This window comes from Rhodococcus sp. GB-02, from assembly GCF_053470465.1.
This window is the reverse complement of record NZ_JBPUKE010000001.1, coordinates 819,194-837,711: the sequence shown is the minus strand read 5'-3', so window position 1 is coordinate 837,711 and position 18,518 is coordinate 819,194. Positions and strand designations below refer to the sequence as shown.

The 18,518-nt window shown below is 63.0% G+C and carries 22 protein-coding genes; 9 read left to right on the top strand and 13 right to left on the bottom strand.

The features are described from left to right. Positions 1-50: 50 nt before the first annotated feature. The 3 genes from nhaA to ACSW29_RS04035 are packed head-to-tail and all read left to right on the top strand — an operon-like array spanning position 51 to position 2,845. The gene (gene nhaA / locus ACSW29_RS04045) at positions 51-1,385 is read left to right on the top strand and encodes a Na+/H+ antiporter NhaA (protein WP_448276555.1); all 1,335 of its coding nucleotides are present in this window, start codon (positions 51-53) and stop codon (positions 1,383-1,385) included. After that, entirely contained in the window at positions 1,382-1,891 is a 510-nt protein-coding gene (locus ACSW29_RS04040; RefSeq protein ID WP_230816512.1) for a phage holin family protein, read from the top strand. Before nhaA ends, ACSW29_RS04040 begins: the two co-directional genes overlap by 4 nt. A gap of 15 nt (positions 1,892-1,906) precedes the next feature. Beyond that, the gene (locus ACSW29_RS04035) at positions 1,907-2,845 is read left to right on the top strand and encodes an alpha/beta fold hydrolase (RefSeq protein WP_230816513.1); all 939 of its coding nucleotides are present in this window, start codon (positions 1,907-1,909) and stop codon (positions 2,843-2,845) included. A 3-nt stretch (positions 2,846-2,848) separates the two neighbouring features. On the opposite strand, the gene ACSW29_RS04030 is transcribed toward ACSW29_RS04035, so the two are convergent. The 4 genes from ACSW29_RS04030 to nth are packed head-to-tail and all read right to left on the bottom strand — an operon-like array spanning position 2,849 to position 6,092. Further along, on the bottom strand, positions 2,849-4,039 hold the full coding sequence (locus ACSW29_RS04030) for a MarP family serine protease (protein ID WP_003946095.1): 1,191 nt from the start codon (positions 4,037-4,039) through the stop codon (positions 2,849-2,851). Then, the gene (locus ACSW29_RS04025; protein ID WP_448276553.1) at positions 4,036-4,755 is read right to left on the bottom strand and encodes an NUDIX hydrolase; all 720 of its coding nucleotides are present in this window, start codon (positions 4,753-4,755) and stop codon (positions 4,036-4,038) included. The genes ACSW29_RS04030 and ACSW29_RS04025 overlap by 4 nt, the downstream gene beginning before the upstream one ends. After that, positions 4,752-5,405, bottom strand: coding sequence for a TlpA family protein disulfide reductase (locus tag ACSW29_RS04020; protein ID WP_003943500.1), 654 nt, complete (start codon positions 5,403-5,405; stop codon positions 4,752-4,754). Before ACSW29_RS04020 ends, ACSW29_RS04025 begins: the two co-directional genes overlap by 4 nt. A 6-nt stretch (positions 5,406-5,411) precedes the next feature. Next, positions 5,412-6,092 (bottom strand): endonuclease III, encoded by a 681-nt coding sequence (nth, locus tag ACSW29_RS04015; RefSeq protein ID WP_448276552.1) that lies wholly within the window; start codon positions 6,090-6,092, stop codon positions 5,412-5,414. A 185-nt stretch (positions 6,093-6,277) separates the two neighbouring features. On the opposite strand from nth, the gene ACSW29_RS04010 reads away from it, so the two are divergent. From ACSW29_RS04010 to ACSW29_RS03985, 6 genes are all read left to right on the top strand, one after another. Beyond that, on the top strand, positions 6,278-6,550 hold the full coding sequence (locus ACSW29_RS04010) for a hypothetical protein (RefSeq protein WP_019746620.1): 273 nt from the start codon (positions 6,278-6,280) through the stop codon (positions 6,548-6,550). 267 nt (positions 6,551-6,817) lie between these two features. After that, on the top strand, positions 6,818-7,492 hold the full coding sequence (locus ACSW29_RS04005) for a Crp/Fnr family transcriptional regulator (RefSeq protein ID WP_003943506.1): 675 nt from the start codon (positions 6,818-6,820) through the stop codon (positions 7,490-7,492). A 130-nt stretch (positions 7,493-7,622) separates the two neighbouring features. Beyond that, positions 7,623-8,093 (top strand): nuclear transport factor 2 family protein, encoded by a 471-nt coding sequence (locus ACSW29_RS04000; protein WP_448276550.1) that lies wholly within the window; start codon positions 7,623-7,625, stop codon positions 8,091-8,093. A 15-nt stretch (positions 8,094-8,108) separates the two neighbouring features. Next, positions 8,109-8,669, top strand: coding sequence for a TetR/AcrR family transcriptional regulator (locus ACSW29_RS03995; protein ID WP_448276548.1), 561 nt, complete (start codon positions 8,109-8,111; stop codon positions 8,667-8,669). A gap of 85 nt (positions 8,670-8,754) precedes the next feature. Continuing rightward, positions 8,755-10,047, top strand: a complete 1,293-nt coding sequence (locus ACSW29_RS03990; protein WP_448276547.1) for a carboxylesterase family protein — start codon at positions 8,755-8,757, stop codon at positions 10,045-10,047. 50 nt (positions 10,048-10,097) lie between these two features. After that, positions 10,098-11,024, top strand: coding sequence for a LysR substrate-binding domain-containing protein (locus ACSW29_RS03985; protein ID WP_230816521.1), 927 nt, complete (start codon positions 10,098-10,100; stop codon positions 11,022-11,024). A 57-nt stretch (positions 11,025-11,081) separates the two neighbouring features. On the opposite strand, the gene ACSW29_RS03980 is transcribed toward ACSW29_RS03985, so the two are convergent. From ACSW29_RS03980 to ACSW29_RS03940, 9 genes are all read right to left on the bottom strand, one after another. Beyond that, positions 11,082-12,440: an MFS transporter gene (locus ACSW29_RS03980; protein ID WP_317826519.1), complete on the bottom strand. Its 1,359-nt coding sequence runs from the start codon at positions 12,438-12,440 to the stop codon at positions 11,082-11,084. A gap of 184 nt (positions 12,441-12,624) precedes the next feature. Then, entirely contained in the window at positions 12,625-13,620 is a 996-nt protein-coding gene (locus tag ACSW29_RS03975) for an amidohydrolase family protein (protein ID WP_021342675.1), read from the bottom strand. A 3-nt stretch (positions 13,621-13,623) separates the two neighbouring features. Beyond that, on the bottom strand, positions 13,624-14,145 hold the full coding sequence (locus ACSW29_RS03970) for a 3-hydroxyanthranilate 3,4-dioxygenase (RefSeq protein WP_448276546.1): 522 nt from the start codon (positions 14,143-14,145) through the stop codon (positions 13,624-13,626). Beyond that, a complete protein-coding gene (locus tag ACSW29_RS03965; RefSeq protein WP_448276545.1) occupies positions 14,142-14,618 on the bottom strand; it encodes a RidA family protein in 477 nt (158 codons plus the stop codon). Before ACSW29_RS03965 ends, ACSW29_RS03970 begins: the two co-directional genes overlap by 4 nt. Further along, the gene (locus ACSW29_RS03960) at positions 14,615-15,388 is read right to left on the bottom strand and encodes a 2-keto-4-pentenoate hydratase (protein WP_448276544.1); all 774 of its coding nucleotides are present in this window, start codon (positions 15,386-15,388) and stop codon (positions 14,615-14,617) included. The genes ACSW29_RS03965 and ACSW29_RS03960 overlap by 4 nt, the downstream gene beginning before the upstream one ends. 42 nt (positions 15,389-15,430) lie before the next feature. Continuing rightward, entirely contained in the window at positions 15,431-16,906 is a 1,476-nt protein-coding gene (locus ACSW29_RS03955; RefSeq protein ID WP_448276543.1) for a 2-hydroxymuconic semialdehyde dehydrogenase, read from the bottom strand. Positions 16,907-17,033: 127 nt separating this feature from the next. Continuing rightward, on the bottom strand, positions 17,034-17,819 hold the full coding sequence (locus ACSW29_RS03950; protein WP_448276542.1) for an MBL fold metallo-hydrolase: 786 nt from the start codon (positions 17,817-17,819) through the stop codon (positions 17,034-17,036). Beyond that, positions 17,819-18,289 (bottom strand): RidA family protein, encoded by a 471-nt coding sequence (locus ACSW29_RS03945; RefSeq protein WP_003943508.1) that lies wholly within the window; start codon positions 18,287-18,289, stop codon positions 17,819-17,821. Before ACSW29_RS03945 ends, ACSW29_RS03950 begins: the two co-directional genes overlap by 1 nt. A 5-nt stretch (positions 18,290-18,294) precedes the next feature. Then, entirely contained in the window at positions 18,295-18,459 is a 165-nt protein-coding gene (locus ACSW29_RS03940) for a hypothetical protein (RefSeq protein ID WP_003943454.1), read from the bottom strand. Positions 18,460-18,518: the final 59 nt, after the last annotated feature.

Below are 18,518 nucleotides of genomic sequence, written 5' to 3'. Positions count from 1 at the left end.
CAATCCGCGATAAAATTCCGTAAAGGTGAGCCGGGAAGTCTGGTCGGCACGTGCATTCGATGCGTCGCAACGTCGATCACGTTCATGTCTGTTGCATCCGAATTCGGTTGCACGAACAAAGGTCGTCCCCACGCGTGATCTCCACCCTGCGTTCCGAACTGTCCCGCTATCTCCGCACCGAAACGGTGGGCGGATCGATCCTCCTGATCGCCGCCGCCGTCGCTCTGATCTGGGTGAACTCACCTTTCGGTGAGAGCTACATCGCACTACGCGACTTCCAGATCGGCCCCTCCGTACTCCATCTCGACCTCAGCCTGGGCACGTGGGCGCAAGACGGACTGCTTGCCGTCTTCTTCTTCGTCGCCGGCCTCGAACTCAAACGCGAACTGGTGGTCGGCGAGCTCGCGGACCGTAAAGCCGCGATGCTGCCGATCATCGCGGCGTGCGGCGGCGTCCTGGTCCCCGCGATCATCGCGGCATCCATCGGCTTCGGCACGCCCGGCATGGACAAGGGCTGGGCTATTCCCGTCGCGACGGACATCGCTTTTGCCCTCGGCGTGCTCGCGCTCACCGGCTCGAAGATCCCAGCGAGCGCCCGAGTTTTCCTGCTCAGCCTGGCCGTCGTCGACGATCTGCTCGCGATCATCCTCATCGCCGTACTGTTCACCGGTTCCCTCGCGATGTTGTGGCTGCTGACCGCGGCCGCAGCCCTGGCTACCTACGCCTACGCCCAACACAAACGCATCACGACGCCGTTCCTCTACGTCCCGCTGGCACTATTGACCTGGTACGCGATGCACGAAGCGGGGATACACGCCACACTCGCCGGCGTCGCGCTCGGCTTACTCACCCGGGTCAGGCGTGATCCGGACGAGGAGTACGCGCCGGGCAGCCGTCTCGAGCACCGCATTCAGCCGTACTCCGCAGGATTCTGCGTCCCCGTCTTCGCACTGTTCGCCTCCGGTGTTCCGATCAACGCCGCGGTACTCGGCGACATTTTCACCGACCCAGTGGGGCAATCGGTTGTCGTCGGACTTCTGGTCGGCAAAACCGTCGGAATCTTCGGGATTTCCCTGCTCGCGATTAAATTGGGGATAGCAACCAAACCCAAGACACTGGAATTGAGAGACATGTTTGCCCTCTCAGTTCTCGGTGGCATCGGGTTCACCGTTAGCCTGCTTGTAGCAGACCTCGCATTGGACGGGGTCGGCGATGGCAGCGAGGCCGAGATAGCGAAGGCCGCAGTTCTCGTGACATCGTTGGTGGCATCGCTGATCGGATCAGCGCTGCTGTGGCGACGTGGACGGGTGCATGCGGCTCGAGACGACGCTTCCACCGCCATTGCCACGGACGCGAGAGAACTACCTGGAGAGGTCGACAAGTGAGCTTGACCAACGGAGAGAGCCAGCGCTTCACCGGAGATGGAGTACCGAACACGGTCTCTTCCATCCCTCTCACCGATGTGGACGCCCGCACGCCGGGCGAGGCCACCATCGGGGCCCTCGTCAAGGATGCGACTGCACAGGTCTCCACCCTCGTGCGCGCCGAGGTTGAACTCGCCAAGGCCGAGGTCACGGGCGAGGTCAAGAAGGGCCTGCAGGGCAGTGTCTTCTTCATCCTGGCCTTCACAGTTCTGCTGTTCAGCTCGTTCTTCTTCTTTTTCTTCCTGGCCGAGATGCTCGACACCTGGGTGCCGCGCTGGCTGGCGTTCCTCATCGTCTTCCTGATCATGGTGGTGACCACCGCGATCCTGGCGCTGCTCGGTTATCTGCGCGTGCGCAAGCTGCGGGCTCCGGAGAAGACGATCGAATCGCTCAAGCAGGCCAGGAACGTCATCCCCGGCAGCCATGACGACGCAAAGCCGTCCGTCGATTTCAACGCGCGCCGGTAGCGAGTCTGATCGAAAGTGGCAGCCCCAGATCCATCCACCGTCAGGTTCGACGGCCCCTGGATTCACCGGGACATTCACGCCAACGGCATCCGGTTTCACGTCGTCGAGGTAGGCGACGCGGAGCCGGATGCTCCGTTGGTGGTCCTGTTGCACGGATTCGCCGATTTCTGGTGGTCCTGGCGCCATCAGCTGACAGCGCTGTCCGAGCAGGGCTTCCGCGTTGTCGCGATGGATCTTCGTGGGTACGGCGATTCCGACAAGCCCCCTCGCGGCTACGACGGTTGGACGCTCGCCGGTGACGTAGCCGGCCTTATTCGTGCGATGGGTTACGGCAAGGCCACGCTGATCGGTCATGCCGACGGAGGTCTGGTGTGCTGGGCGACCGCCCTCCTGCATCCACGCCTGGTGCGGTCGATCGCGCTTATCTCGTCACCACACCCGATGGCGCTCAAGCAAGCCGTCGTCCGCGACCCCTATCAGCGGCGGGCACTGTTGCCCTCGTTCCTGGCCTACCAGGTACCGCTTCGCCCGGAGCGACGGCTGACGGCCGCCAAGGGCGCCGAGGTGGAGCGTCTCGTTCGTTCGAGGTCCGGCCCCACCTGGCCGCAGCAACCCGAGTTCGCGGACGTCATGAGCAAGATGCGATCCGCGATCCGGATCCCGGGTGTCGCGCATTCCACGTTGGAGTACCAACGCTGGGCATTCCGCAGCCAGCTCCGCCCCGAAGGGCGTCGCTTCATGAAGTTGATGGATCAGGTGCTTCGCATCCCGACCCTCCAGATCCACGGCGAACTGGACCCGTACGTCCTGACGCGCACCGTGCGTCGCGACAGGCACTGGGCACCCACCGAGAAACTCCACACCATCGCAGGCGTCGGCCATTACGCACATCAGGAAGCCCCGGAGCGCGTCAACAGCACGCTCCTGCACTTCCTGACCGACGAGCCTTCCTGACCGCTACAGAATGCACGCGCCGGTCGGCACGGGCGTCGAGGCCGACGCGGCCGCGTTCAACTGACGCGAGACTTCCTGCGCGGTGAGGACGAATCCGGTGTCGCTGTCGTCGACGGCAGCGCCGAACACGACGCCGAGGACCCGTCCCTGATCGTCGACCATCGGTCCACCCGAGTTGCCCTGCCGGATGGATCCGCGAACGGTGTAGACCTCGCGCTGGGTGGTTCCGGCCTTGTAGATGTCCGGCCCGTTCAGGTTCAGAACCTCACGAACGCGGGCTGCGCTGGCCGTGTACGGACCACCACCGGGGTAGCCGAGCACCAACGCGTTGTCACCGGTCCGAGCCTGCTCCGGAGCAAACGGCAGCACCGGCGCGTCCAATCCGGGAACCGCCAGAATCGCGATGTCGACAGCGGAGTCGAAGAGAACCACCTGTGCGGGCAGTGCGCCCTCCATGGTGTCCACCGTGATGCTCTCGGTTCCGGCCACCACGTGGGCGTTGGTCATGACGCGTTCGGGGGCGACGATGAATCCGGATCCCTCGAGCGCGCGCTGGCAACTCGGTGCGACGCCGTTGATGCGTAGAACACTCGGACGCAACTGCGCCGCCAACGGACTGGCCAGAACGCTCGCGTCGGGTGCTTCGACCTCGGTGATGGGTGTGCGCCCGAACGGGCCGATGACGTCCGGCAGGCCGGAGGTGTCGAGCAACGCCGAAAACTCGGTCGGGATGCGGCGCAGCCACTGCGGCGCCACTTCGTCCACACTGGCGAGTACATCCGAACCACGAACAGCTGCGGCGATATTCGGCTGCGACGAAGAAGTGAGCGGAATCGCGAGCAACCATGCCGCGACCACGACGGCCACCGCCTGTAGACCCGCACCGATGACGCTGTCGACGGATCTCGCCGTCGGACTGTGCATTCCGCTGCGCGCTGCGCGTCCGAGGACCATGCCGGCGACTTCGCCGATGATGACCAACACCACGATCAGCGAGATGCCCGCGAGGATGCGAAGTTTGCCTTCGGTGACGTGCACGAGCAGGTGTGGCGCCAACAGAATTCCGGCGACGGCGCCGAGGATCACGCCGACGAACGCCAACGCCGACGCCACCGCGCCCTGACGCCATCCGGACGTGGCGGCGATGAGGGCGACCAGAACGATGGCGATGTCCACCCAACGAGAACCTGTCATCGCGGCACCGCCGAATCCTCGACACCTTCACCGAACTCGGACAGCGCTGTGTCCAGGTCTCTCACGTCCTCGTAGTTCCATGGAATCTCCCAGCCGGACACCGTGAACAGCGCCGCGAGGATTCCTGCTGTGAACCCCCAGACCAGCATGCCGTCGGCGCGGAACGCCGGGCCCTGATATCCGAGGGGATGGCGAACCTGAAACCGGTTGTCCGGGTCAAGCAACGTGCGCAGTGGCACCCTGGCCACCCGTCCGACCTCGCCCTCGTCCTGAATGCCCACCGTCGTCGGCTGCTCCCAGTAGCCGAGCACCGGAGTCACGTCGAAACCTGACGGCGGGATGAAGATCTCCGGCAACACGGTGAGCGGCTGAACTCCGCTCGGATCGAGCCCGGTCTCTTCCTGAGCTTCACGCAGCGCGGTGCCGATGGGACCGTCGTCGCCTGGGTCGGCGGCGCCGCCGGGGAATGCGACCTGTCCGCTGTGCTGACGCATCGTCGACGCCCGTTGGGTCAGCAGGACGTCTGCGCCCTCCGGCAAGCCGCTGACGGCGAGAGGGTCTGCCTCACGCGGTCCTCCGAAGAGCACGAGCACCGCGGCCGGACGCGTCACGGTGCCGCGCGGCGCGCGACGCTCGAGGACGGGGTTGATCCGATGGGGATCGGTGGGCTCGGTGCTGGCGACAGCGCGCAACCACTCGGGAACCGGTGTGCTCATACGACGACTCCCAGATATTGCGCCGCAGCGGCGGCGATTTCGTCCGCACTGCGGAAGGGTTGGGGCAAGACCTTGGCGACTGTTCCATCCGCGCGCACGAGCACCGACACCGGCAGCACCGGCGGTGCGCCCACTGCGATCCGCACCTTGCCGTCACCGTCCTGGACGCCGGGCAAACGCACCGAGTAGTCGATGAGTCGCGTCAAAGCGTTCTCCTGATTCGGATCCGAATGCACGGTCAGCACGTTGATGCTGCCGTCGGCGCGCTCCGCGAATTCCTGAAGGTACGGAAGCTCTTCGGCGCATGGCGCGCACCAGTACGCCCACAGATTGAGCAGAGTCGGCTTTCCGCCCACCGCTGCGGCAAGGTCGACGGGCGCTCCGTCGGAGACGCAGTCGAGGGTGATTCCGGCGAGAGCCGAGCCGGCAGGCGCTTCGCCGGTCGGAGTCGGGCAGGAAGCCAGAGCCGCCTGGCTACGGAGTTGATCGAGCGATTCCGACGACGGAGTGAACGTCGGCGGCTGATACGCGGACGAGGACGGGCCCGTCGAGGTGGGCGTCGTGTCGTCTCCTCCGCGCGGCCAGATCGCCACGACGAGAGCCGCGACGACCACGAGCGCAGCGAGAGACCATCTTCCGGCACTTGTCATCGGCGATCACAACCCTGCCAGGGCGAGCAGATGATCGGTCTCGGGGCCTTTCACCAGGGCCGCGGCCTCGGTTTTGTCGGTCGGGCCGAGACCGTACGACGGGCAGTCCTTGGCCAGAACACACACACCGCATGCGGGCTTGCGCGCGTGGCAGACCCGTCGGCCGTGAAAGATCACGCGATGCGAGAGCAGAGTCCATTCCTTACGTTCGATCAGTGCCCCGACGGCGTGTTCCACCTTGACGGCATCTTCTTCCTCGGTCCACTTCCACCGACGCACGAGCCGACCGAAGTGGGTGTCGACGGTGATTCCCGGAATGTCGAAGGCATTGCCCAGCACGACGTTCGCAGTCTTGCGTCCGATGCCGGGGAGTTTCACCAGATCTTCGAGCTTGTTCGGGACTTGACCGTCGTAATGTTCGAGTAGCGCCTGACCGAGTCCGATCAACGACGTCGTCTTGTTCCGGTAGAAGCCGGTGGAGCGGATGTACTCCTCGAGTTCGGTCCGATCGGCTTCCGCGTATGCCTTGGCGGCGGGATAGCGGGCGAAGAGCGCCGGCGTGACCATGTTGACGCGGACGTCCGTGCACTGCGCCGACAGGATTGTAGCCACAGCCAGCTCCAACGGTGTCGTGAAGTCGAGTTCGCAATACACGTGCGGAAATGCCACGGCGAGCTCACGATTCATCCGACGCGCCCGGCGCACCAATCCGAGGTGTGATTCTTCTTTCCGCGCACCCCCCGAACGCGGTTTCTTCCGCTGCTCTGAACTGCCTGTCGGGGTGGTCTGCACTCAGACAACTGTACGGATAGGACATGAGTGGAGACTCCGTCGTGTCGATTCTGAGACCTTCGACGTGTTTACTTCCCCCTATGCAAGGACTCGCAGTAATTCTCTTTCCGCTACTGCTGATGCTCTTTGCCCTGGCGATGGAACGAGTCGAAGGGCGATTGCGTCGGCTCTCGGTTCAAGAGCACGAAGTAGAAGACTTCCTCGATCAGGCAAGTCACGACGACGTCGCCCGCCTGGCAAGCGATGGGTTTCCCCATGCGTTCGCTCGCTTCCACCGGAAGCGGAAGGGCCGTCAGTCGGAGGCTCCCGAGAGCGCCAGCCTGGGCGAAATCCGGACACAACGGGCAAGTTGACGGCCATACAAAGTAGTCACCACAGCGGATTCCGGAAGAATTTTCGGCTCTTACGTGGCATCAATCACTCGTCGCGAGCTATCGGGACGTAGACTTCGATGCCGTACCTGTTGCATTGAACACAGATTGCATTGGACACAGTGTCTCACTCATGGCCTCACTCATGAGGGGTGAACCTGTGTACAACGGTTTGTGCGCAGCACGGGTACAAAGATAGATAGCGCAAAAATGACACCACAAACGAACAAATCCCAACAAGGAGCGCACGTGGACGACGTCCTGGCAAGAGCCGGCATCTTCCAAGGAGTCGAGCCCTCAGCGGTAGCGGCGCTGACAAAGCAGCTGCAGCCCGTCGACTTCCCCCGTGGACATGTCATCTTCAACGAAGGTGAACCCGGTGACCGCCTGTACATCATCGTGTCCGGCAAGGTGAAGATCGGTCGACGCTCACCCGACGGTCGCGAGAACCTGCTGACGATCATGGGCCCGTCCGACATGTTCGGCGAACTGTCCATCTTCGACCCCGGCCCCCGCACCTCGACGGCTACGACCGTCACCGAGGTTCGCGCCGTGAGCATGGATCGCGACGCTCTCAAGGCATGGATCCAGCAGCGCCCGGAGATCGCCGAGCAGCTGCTGCGCGTTCTCGCCCGCCGACTGCGTCGTACCAACAACACTCTGGCCGACCTGATCTTCACGGACGTTCCCGGCCGTGTCGCCAAGGCGCTCCTGCAGCTCGCGCAGCGCTTCGGCACTCAGGAAGGCGGCGCCCTGCGCGTCACTCACGACCTCACGCAGGAAGAGATCGCCCAGCTCGTCGGCGCTTCCCGCGAGACCGTCAACAAGGCGCTCGCTGATTTCGCACACCGCGGATGGCTGCGCCTCGAAGGCAAGAGCGTTCTGATCTCGGATTCCGAGCGTCTGGCTCGTCGCGCCCGCTAATTTCTTCCTTCTCGACTCTTTCGGCCGCTCCCACTTCGGTGGGGGCGGCCGAAGTCATTCCCTGGACTCTTGTTGTACCTATCGGTAAAGTGTGTACCGATAGGTACACATCCGATCGAGAGGCCACGCAATGACCGTCCGAGCACCGATTCCGCCCTTCACCCACGAAACCGCCGTCCAGAAGGTCCGTCTCGCCGAGGACGGATGGAACTCACGCGATCCGCACAAGGTGTCGCTGGCCTACACGCCGGACAGTTGGTGGCGCAACCGGTCGACGTTCGTCACCGGCCGATCCGAAATCGTCGAACTTCTGACCGAGAAGTGGACCCGCGAGCTGGACTACCGGTTGATCAAAGAGTTGTGGGCACACGGCGACGACCGCATCGCCGTGCGATTCGCGTACGAGTGGCACGATCACGACGGGCAGTGGTTCCGCTCCTACGGCAACGAGAACTGGGAATTCGACGCGGACGGCCTCATGCACCACCGTCATGCCAGCATCAACGACGTCCCCATCGCGGAGTCCGAGCGAAAGCTCTTCTGGGATTCGACCGGACCACGCCCGCACGATCATCCGGGCCTGAGCGAGTTGGGTCTGTGATGAAAGGATGAATCCATGGCCAGACAGGTAGCTGAACGCTCGGACACGATCCCCGCCCTCGCGAACGTGTTTCGAACCTACGGGTTCGACGGAGCAAGACTGGCCGTCATCACCGAACACACCGGTTTGGGCAAAGGCAGTCTCTACAACTTCTTTCCGCGAGGAAAGGAAGAGATGGCCGAGGCCGTACTCGACGAGGTCGACGGATGGTTTCGCACCGAAGTCTTCGAACCGCTTCGAGCAGAGTCGGTTCCACCGCGGCAGCGCATCCAGAGCATGTTCGCTACCGTCGCCGACTACTTTCGGTCAGGGCAACGCATTTGCCTGTTCGGCGCATTTGCACTCGGTGAAGAGCGAAACCGCTTCGGCGCCAAGGTGCAAACCTACTTCGACGAATGGACAGCAGCTCTCGAGGCGGCACTCGTCGGCGCCGAAGATTCCACCGGACTCGCCGAAGAAGCCGTCGCCGGAATCCAAGGCGCAATAGTGATGTCCCGGGCCCTGGACGACGGTGCCATATACAGCCGAGTGACGACGCGACTCGAAGATCGACTGGTACAGGCCCTCTCGCCGTAACGCATACCGCACGACCACAAAGGCATTTGTGCCGCGGCATGCACCTGGCATGCTCGAAAAGGTATGCACAAGAGGAAAGGAACCCATGCCCTCGTCCCAGACGGTGATCGCATCCACAGCTTCGGGGAAGATCCGCGGCCGAAAGCGTGACGGTTCCTACTACTTCGGTGCGATCCCCTACGCCCGCGCGGAGCGTTTCGAGAAACCGCGCCCAGTGGAACCGTTCTCCGACGTCCTCGACGCCACAGCTCTCGGAACGGTGTTCCCCCAACCACCTTCACGTCTCGAACGGATCATGGGACCGCCACTCCCCGAACCGGAGCAGAGCGAGGACAGCTTCACCGTCACCGTCACAACCCCGTCGCTGACCGGTCATCGCCCGGTGATGGTGTGGCTGCACGGTGGCGGTTACTCCAGTGGAGGCGGCTCCCTCCCTTGGTACGACGGTGGCGCTTTGTCAGCCGAGGGCGACGTCGTCGTGGTGTCGGTCAACTATCGCGTCGGCGTGCTCGGATACCTCCTCCTCGACGGGGTCAGTGAAGGCAATCTCGGGGTTCAGGATCAGATCGCAGCGCTCGAGTGGGTGCGCGAGAACATCGAGGGATTTGGCGGCAACCCCGATTCGGTCACCGTGTTCGGCCAGTCGGCCGGCGCTCATTCCATCGTGAACCTGTTGAGCAGTAACAACTCTCGAACTCTGTTCCATCGAGCAATTCTGCAGAGCACCCCACGACCGGACCTCAACTTCACGCAGGCCGCGGCAATCGAGAACGGCGAGACGTTTGCCCGACTGCTCGACGGAGATCCTCGAACCGCGCAGCTCCCTCATGTGCTCGACGCGTTCCGCGGCACGGCAATCGAATTCAGCCGACGGTCTCCCAATGTCGTTCAACCGCCATTTGCGCCGATTTCCGGGCTTGAACCGGTGACCCTTACTTTCGAGGCAGCGCCGGACGTCATCGTGGGCTACACCCGCGACGAGGGATCCGCGTTCCTGCGCGGCGTGGTGGGCTCTCCGGATCTTGAACGTGTCGCCGAAAAGGCACTGACACAGAACATGTTTGCCGAACCTGCGATCGACCTGGCCGATGCCTTCACCGAGGCCGGTGCGTCGGTGTACACGTATCGCTTCGACTGGACACCGTCCGACGACGTCTTCGGAGCCACCCACTGCATCGAACTTCCCTTCGTCTTGGGAACCGAGCAGTCATGGCAGGACGCGCCGATGCTGGGCAGCAGCGACTGGCCGAGCATCGACGCACTGGGCCGTCGCGTGCGCAGGCACTGGACGTCGTTTGCGCACACGGGAAGTCCGGACAGCAGCGAATCGTGGGAGAAGTACACATCGGCCCAACCGATCGGAATCACCTTCTCCTGAGCAACTTCGGGCGCCTACCCACCAGGAGAAATCCCGACTAGGATTGCTCCATGGACATGCCCAAGCTCCTCGACGGGCGACTCAAACTCCGCCATCTCCTGCTCGTCGACGCATTGAGCCGTCAGGGCAGTGTGGTCGGTGCCGCTGCCGCACTCCACATCACGCAACCTGTCGCGACCCGCAGTCTGCACGACATCGAATCCATTCTCGGTGTCTCGCTCTTCGACCGCGGCCCGCGCGGAATCACCCCGACCATTTTCGGTGAGGCATTCACCACTCATGCTCGGGCCGTGATCGCACAACTGACCGAAGCGGGGCGGCACGTCGTCGAGCTTGCCGACGCCAATCGCGGAACCGTCATCGTGGGAACACATCTCGCCGGATCCAACGTGCTGCTTCCGGGCGCTATCGCGCGACTGAAGGTCCAGCACCCCCTGCTCACCGTCATCGTTCGCGAAGGCACACCCGAGCAATTGCTCACCGATCTGGAAGCGGGCCGGATCGACCTGATCGTCGGCCGACTCACCTCACCTACCGACGACACCGCGATCAGGCGAAACCTCTACGCGGAGTCGGTCGAACTCGTCACGCGCGTGGATCATCCACTCGCCCACCGCGAGGACATCCAACTCGAAGAACTGCGCGGCTTCCCCTGGATCCTGCCCGGTGTCGAGACAGTGCTCCGCCGCGAACTCGAGGAGTTCTTCGCCCGCAACGGCCTGCCGTTGCCCGAAAATCGCGTCGAGGCAACCTCTTTCCTCACCGTGCGTCAACTGCTGGTCGAGACCGACATGATCGCGGTACTACCGAGTCTCATCCCCCGCGACGACGCGCGCTTGACCACCCTGTCCATCACTCTCGATCCGATCGGGCACAGCGTCGGCATCACCTCGTCGGCGACTCGCACGTCGAGTCCGTCCGCGCAGGCGTTGATCGCGACGCTGAAGTCCTTTGCAGACGAGCTCATGCGACCGTGAAACGCGGATCGGCCCGCTCCCTCACAGGGAACGGGCCGATTCGGATCAATCCAGCACTCAGGCGTTTTCGGAGACGCGAATCTCTTCGTTCTCCAAGCCCCGCGACGAATCGGGAACAAGCTTGAACAGTGCGATGGCGCCGACCAGACTGATCGCGCATATCGAGGCGAGGTACCAGGTGACGCCCACCGAAGACCCTGTGGCGTCCAGCAGCGCAGTGGCGATCATCGGCGCCAGGCCACCGCCGAGAATCGCACCACTCTGGAGGATCAGAGACGAACCGGAGTAGCGGACCTTGGCCGGGAACGTGTCGGCGATGATGCTGCCCTGAACGCAATGGGTGACCGGCACGATCAGACCCATACCCAAGAACGCGATGACAGCGATCACTTTGTTCTCGGTGTTGAGGAGCGGGAAGAACACGATGCACCACAACAAGATTGCGGCGGATCCGCCGATGAACATGTGTCGACGCCCGTACTTGTCGGCGATCTTGGTCCAGAACGGGATGGAGAGGAACCAGAGGACAGCCGCCGCAGTCACGCTGAGCACGAGGAACTGCTTGTCGTAGCCCAGATGTTGAGTTCCGTACGACAGAGTGAACACCATGAAGGCGTACGCCACGGCGGAGTTCGCCAGGCACGCGGCCAGCGTCAGCGATAAACGCGGGAAGCCGACCTTGAGCGATTCACGCAGCGGGAACCGGACTATTTCGCCCTTCTCCATGATCCCGGCGAAGGACGGCGACTCGGTGACGCGCAAGCGAATCACCAGACCGATCGCCACCAGAACGAAGCTGAGCAGGAACGGGATTCGCCATCCCCACGAGGCAAACGCGGAGTCCGACATCACGGCATTGGTCGTGAGGAAGATGCCGTTGGCCAGAACAAGTCCGGCCGGTGTGCCCATCTGCGGGAAACCTGCGTACAGATTCTTCTGCCCGGCCGGTGCATGCTCCATCGACATGAGCGTCGCACCGGCGCCTTCACCGCCCAGACCGATGCCCTGAACGACGCGCATGGCCACCAGAAGGACGGGTGCCCAGAATCCGATGGAGTCGTAATTCGGGATGAGGCCGATGAGTGTGGAACCGACGCCCATCATCACCAGGGAGACCACAAGTGTGGCCTTGCGCCCGATCCGGTCGCCGAAGTGCCCGAACACGAGTCCGCCCACCGGCCGCGCGATGAATCCGACGGCGAAGGTGCTGAAGGCAGCCAGCGTGCCGGCCGTGGGGCTCAGGCTCGGAAAGAATTGCTTGTTGAAGATCAGCGCGGCGGCCGTGCCGTAGAGGAAGAAGTCGTACCATTCGAGAGTTGTGCCGGCCAGGGTTGCCATGGCAACTCGGCTACGGGCAGCTTTCTCCGGCAACGGCTTTCCGTCACTCGTTGTACTGTTGGATATCTTGTCTGACATCGCGGAACCTATCGATTGGATGGGGCAGGCGGACGATGAAATCTGTAGTCACCGACCCCGTCTTCGGGATTGTCGGCATCACGAGCGTCGTCGATCGTTGTGTTTGGAATTGTGCTCGCTCGAGACATGACTCACAAATGCCGAATTCACCGTCCGCCATACCGGAATGGGTATAGCCGGGGTCTCAGACGAGACCCAGAAAGCGTTCGGCGTTCCCCCGCGAGATCAGTTGGCGCGCAGTATCGTCCAAGAACTCACTCTTGCGAACCACCTCACCGACCGGACGCTCCCCCAAGGGGTACGGGTAGTCACTACCCACCATCACACGGTCCACCCCCACCGTGTCCACCAGCAGTCGCAGCGCACGCTCGTCGAAGACGACGGAATCCACGTAGAACCTTCCCAGGTAATGCGACGGTGGGAACTCCGACGTACCGATGATGTCGTTGCGGCCGTGCCAGGCGTTTTCCATCCGGCCCAACCAGAACGCGAAAGATCCACCACCGTGCGCAAATCCGATCTTGAGACGATCGTCGATCTTGTCGAACACACCACCGAGAATCAGCGCGAGTATCGACAGATGCGTTTCGGCCGGCATCGCGGTCAGCCACTGCGCCATCCAGCGATCGAGGCGCGGCGAGTTGGCCATGTCCCACGGATGCACGAATACCGGCACGTCCAGCGACGCACAGTGCTGAAGGAACGTCACCACGCCTTCACTGTCGAGGTCCAGATCGCCGACGTGATTGCCGATCTCGACACCGCGGTGCCCGTTCGCGATGCACCGCTCGAGCTCACGGCACGCGGCGTCGGTGTCCTGCAAAGGCACCTGGCAGAACGGAATCAACCGATCCTTTGCCGGCTCCACGATCTCGAGAGCGAGGTCGTTGAAGATCCGTGCAATGCGACTTGCCTGCTCGCCGCTCCGGCCGTAGTTGAAAAACGCCGGAGTGGGCGAGACGACCTGCGTGTGCACGCCGTCGGCATCCATGTCCCGAAGCCGCACTTCGGCGTCCCAAGCATCGGACTGGATGCGGCGGAACTCCTTGGTGCCCATCATGATCATGGCTTCGGTTTCCGACTCTACCTTCAGCCACGGTGCCTGCGGTCCCGCGTCATCGGTCAGATCGGGCCACCCGTTGGGCACGTAATGGGTGTGGATGTCGATCAGGTTGCTCATAGCTCAGCCCTTGCCGGGATGGAGCGTGCCGCACTTGTCACACGTGCGGGCTTCTTCGCTCTCGTAGAACTTGACGAACACTGGCGGCAGGTCGGCCACGATGTCGCGCACCTGAAGTTCGACCTCGTGAATCTTGTGATCGCATTCGAGGCAGTACCACTGGAACTTCTCGAGCGTGCCTTCCTTGCGGACGCGTTCGATGACCAGGCCGATCGAGCCCGCGGTGGGACGCTGCGGCGAATGCGGAATGTCTCCCGGCAGCAACCAGGTTTCGCCCTCACGAATGTCGACACGCTGAGGACCGCCTTCGGTCATGACGTTGACGTGGATGTCGCCTTCGAGCTGGTAGAACCACTCCTCGTACGGATCGAGGTGATAGTCGGTCCGCTGGTTGGGGCCGCCGACGACCTGCACGATGAAGTCGTCTCCGAGCGCCATCGTCTGATTGTTGACGGGCGGCTGCAGGAGGTGGCGGTTGTCGTCGATCCACTTCTTGAAGTCGATGACGGGAGGAATCGTGGTCATGATGCATTCTCCGTATCTTCGGACGCTGAGCGCTTGGAATCTTCGGACGCTGAGCGCTTGGCGGCGGGCACGTACGCCACGCCGGAAATTTCGATGAGCAGGTGAGGGTGGGGCAGCTGGTGAACAGCCACGGTCGTTCTCGTCGGACCGTTTTCGTCGAAGAGGTCGGCATACACCTCGTTGTATCCACCGAAGTCGTTCATCGACACCAGGTACGAGGTGACCTGAACCAGATCACTCAGTTCTCCGCCCACTTCGGCGAGGATCGCCGCAATGTTCTCGATGACGGCACGGGTCTGCGCCCGAATGTCGAGCGCCGTGGTCCCCATCTCGTCGACCTCGACGCCGACAAACGTGTTGTCGGGCCGACGCGAACTGGTACCGGAGACGTAGACGAAGTCGCCGACCACCTTGACATGCGGGAACTTTCCGCGCGGCTTTGCCAGCTTCTCGATGACCTGCGCACCACTCATCGCTTCACACCTTTCACCGTGACAGTCCCGAGGCCGTCGATGCTGCACTGCGCGACGCCCTCGTCGAGTCGCACAGCTGCTGTGGCGGCACCGGCCAGAATTACCTGACCGGCGCGCAACGGGATTCGGCGTCGACGAGCGATGTCAAGCAGTGCATGCAGTGCACGTGCCGGGTCGCCGAGAATGGCCGAGGTGGAACCGACTACCGTCTCGCCGCCGACTTCGATACGCACGGAACGGTCCTCGACGTTCTGCAGCGGCAGCCAACGCCCGATCACGTACCCGGCGGCGCTGGTGTTGTCAGCGACCACGTCGGTGTAGGTGAACCGGAAGTCGCGGTAGCGCGAGTCGATGATCTCCATCGCGGGAGCCAGTGCGTCGACGCAGGTTTCGATATCAACATTCGGATCGTCGAGATCGATGTCCTTCGACAGGCGGTATGCCACTTCGGGTTCGATCTTGGGATGAATGAACGTCGTCAGGTCGACTTCGCCGCCGTTGCTCACGCACATCGCGTCGGTCAACTGACCGACGATCACCTCGGAGACACCCATCTGCGCCATCTTCGCTTTGCTGGTGAAGCCGAGCTTGATGCCCACAATCGATTCACCACGACGGGTGCGTCGTTCGAGAAGTTCGTTCTGGATCCGGTAGGCCTCGTCGATGTCGATGGTGTGATCGTCGGCAAGACTCAGGGTGTCGGTGCGACTCTGCTGAGCGTCGTCGAGGCGACGGGCGAGTGCGGATACGGTGTCTTCGGGGGCTGTCATCACGCCTCGCTCATTTCTGGAGAACTTTTGCGGTTTCGATGTTCACAGTTGCACACACACGTTTGTCGGTTCGGTGTAGAAGTGCAGCGAGGACTCGCCGCCCTCACGTCCTATGCCGGACAGGCCCATGCCGCCGAACGGAGATCGCAGTTCACGGGTGAACCATGTGTTGACCCAGGAGATTCCGACGTTCATCTTCTGAGCGACGCGGTGTCCGCGGCGCAGGTCGTTGGTCCACACGGAGGCAGCCAGGCCGTACTCGGTGTCGTTCGCCAGGGCGATCGCTTCGGCTTCGGTGTCGAACGGAATAAGTGCTGCGACGGGTCCGAAGATCTCCTCGCGCACGGCACGATCCTTGTTGGTCAAGCCCGTCCACAGGGTGGGTTCGATCCAGGATCCGCCCGACAGTTCCTGTCCGAGATCCGGAATACCGCCGCCGGTCAGTACTTTCGCGCCATCCTGCTCGGCGATCTCGAAGTAGTCGAGAACCTTCTTCCGGTGCGCCTGCGAGATGAGCGGACCGGTCGTCGTCGCATCGAGCGTCGGGTCGCCCAGACGCAATCCTGCTGCCCGCTCGACGAGTCCACCGGCGATGTCGTCGAAAATGCTGCGGTGCACGTATACCCGCTCGGTGCACAGGCAGACCTGGCCGGTGTTGGTGAACACCGACTTGGTCAGACCCGTCAGCGCTTCGTCGATGTCGACGTCGTCGAACACGATCGCGGCATTCTTGCCGCCGAGCTCGAAGGAGACCGGGCGAACTCGCGGGGCAACGGTTTTCATGACATGGGAACCGGTTGCCGAAGATCCTGTGAAGGTGACGCCGTCGATACCGGGGTGCGTGGTGAGGAACTCGCCGGCCGAGTTCGCGCCGAATCCGTGGACGACGTTGTAGACGCCGGCAGGCAGGCCGACCTCTTCGAGCACCTCGGCCAGCAACGTCGCAGTCGCCGGGGTCTCCTCGGAAGGCTTGACCACCACGGAGTTTCCGCACGCGAGCGCGGGCGCAACCTTCCAGGTCAGGAGAAGCAGCGGCAGGTTCCACGGAACGATGACGGCGACCACGCCGAGCGGCTTGCGGATCGCGTAGTTCAGCGCCTGCTTGCCACCCGCGAGATCGGTGACAAACGATTCCTGGCCGGCAGCGGCGACGATGTCGGCGAATGTGCGGAAGTTCGTCAGGGCACGCGCGACGTCGAGTTCTCGTGCCTGCGTGATCGGCTTACCGGTGTCCGCCATTTCTGCGGCGACGAACTCTTCGAATCGTTCCTCGATCCGGTCGGCGGCCCGCCTCAGCAGAGCCGTCCGCTCTCGAACCGGCGTATCGGCCCAACCGTTGTCCAGAGCACGTCTGGCGGAAGTCACCGCCCGATCGACCAGGGCCTTGTCGGCCTCGTGGACCCGGGCGAGAACACGGCCCGTTGCGGGGTCAACCTGATCGAAGCTCGACGACTCGTCGGGTTCGACATAGGAGCCGTCCACGTAATTGCGGATCCATCCGTCGCATTGTGAGGTCATGGACTAACTATTGGCCCGTGACCCATATCAAACAAATGCAAAAACTGCCGCCAGCTATACCTCGATCGGCATAGGTGGCGGCAGTTCGGCTACTCGCCTGCAGCTCCTCATGTCGGCGCCGAGCGCCTCAGCGACGCAGATACGCCAACTGCACGTTGACGGATTTTTCCGCGACCGGCCACAGCTTCGGGTCCACGTCGGCGTAGACGTGCTCGACAACCTCGCGGACCGCTGCCGACTCCCCCAACGTCGTCAGAGCCGCCCGTATCTGATCCAGACGCTCCTCGCGGTGAGCCAGGTACTGCTGCGAAACCGCCTGCAGATCGGGCAGGTCCGGACCGTGCCCGGGAAGAACCGTCAATCCTTCGCCGAGCGCGGCCAGAGATCGCAGCGAGGTGAGGTAATCCCCCAGATCGCCGTCGGAATCGTCGAGAACTGCCGTGCCACGGCCGAGAATGGTGTCGCCAGTCAGCACGCTCGCATCGTTCTCGATGACGATCGACACCGAGTCGGCGGTGTGCCCCGGAGTCGCGAGGATCCGCAACTTCAGGCCCGCGACCTCGATCACTTCACCGTCGACAAGTGCCGAGCCGCCCCCACGCAGAAATGTGGGGTCGACGGAACGCACTGGAGCCGAAGTCAATTCGTGGAAACGGTCCACCCCGCCGGTATGATCGTAATGCCGGTGCGTGATCAAGGTCAGCGCTACCGGACCGACCCCAGCGACACGTTGCAGGTGTTCCTCGTCGTTGTCGCCTGGATCGACGACAACACACTCGACGCTGCCGGGAGCATGCAGGATCCAGGTGTTCGTACCGTCCAGCGTCATCATGCCCGGATTGTTCTCGAGCGCGACCGAAGCGATGTCGGTGACGCGGCGAAGCTGCGCGTAGGCGGGATGGACCGTCGACATCAACGAACTTCGACGATCAGTTCCACCTCGACGGGTGAGCCGAGGGGAAGTTCTGCCACTCCGACAGCCGAACGAGCGTGGATGCCGGCGTCGCCGAGCACCTCGCCGAGGAATTCGGAAGCGCCGTTGATCACGCCGGGCTGACCGGTGAATCCTTCGGCGGATGCCACGAAACCGACGACCTTCACGACACGGACGACGTTGTCGATGCCGACCAGCGCGTCAATGGCAGCAAGAGCGTTGAGCGCGCAGGTACGTGCCGCGGCCTTGGCGTCCTCATCCGACACGCCCGCGCCGAGCTTGCCGGTCAGCGCCAATTTTCCGTCGACGAACGGGAGCTGGCCCGACGTGTACACGTGGTTGCCGCTGCGAACCGCGGGAACGTACGCAGCGACGGGTGCCGCGACGGCGGGAAGTGCGATGCCCAGTTCGGCGAGACGCTCCGACCAGGTCTGTGTTGCCTCTGCCATGTGATTCAGCCCTTCGGACGCTTCATGTACGCGACGTGCTGCTCGCCCGACGCGCTCGGCAGGACTGCGACGAGTTCCCAGCCGTCGACGCCCCAGTTGTCGAGAATTGCCTTCGGATTGTGGACCAGCAACGGAGTCACGGTGTATTCCCAGGAAGTTATTTCGCTCATGCGCTGAGCCTATCCCGCGTACATCTTCGGCCCCGGACTTATAGGCTCGCGGTGTGGTT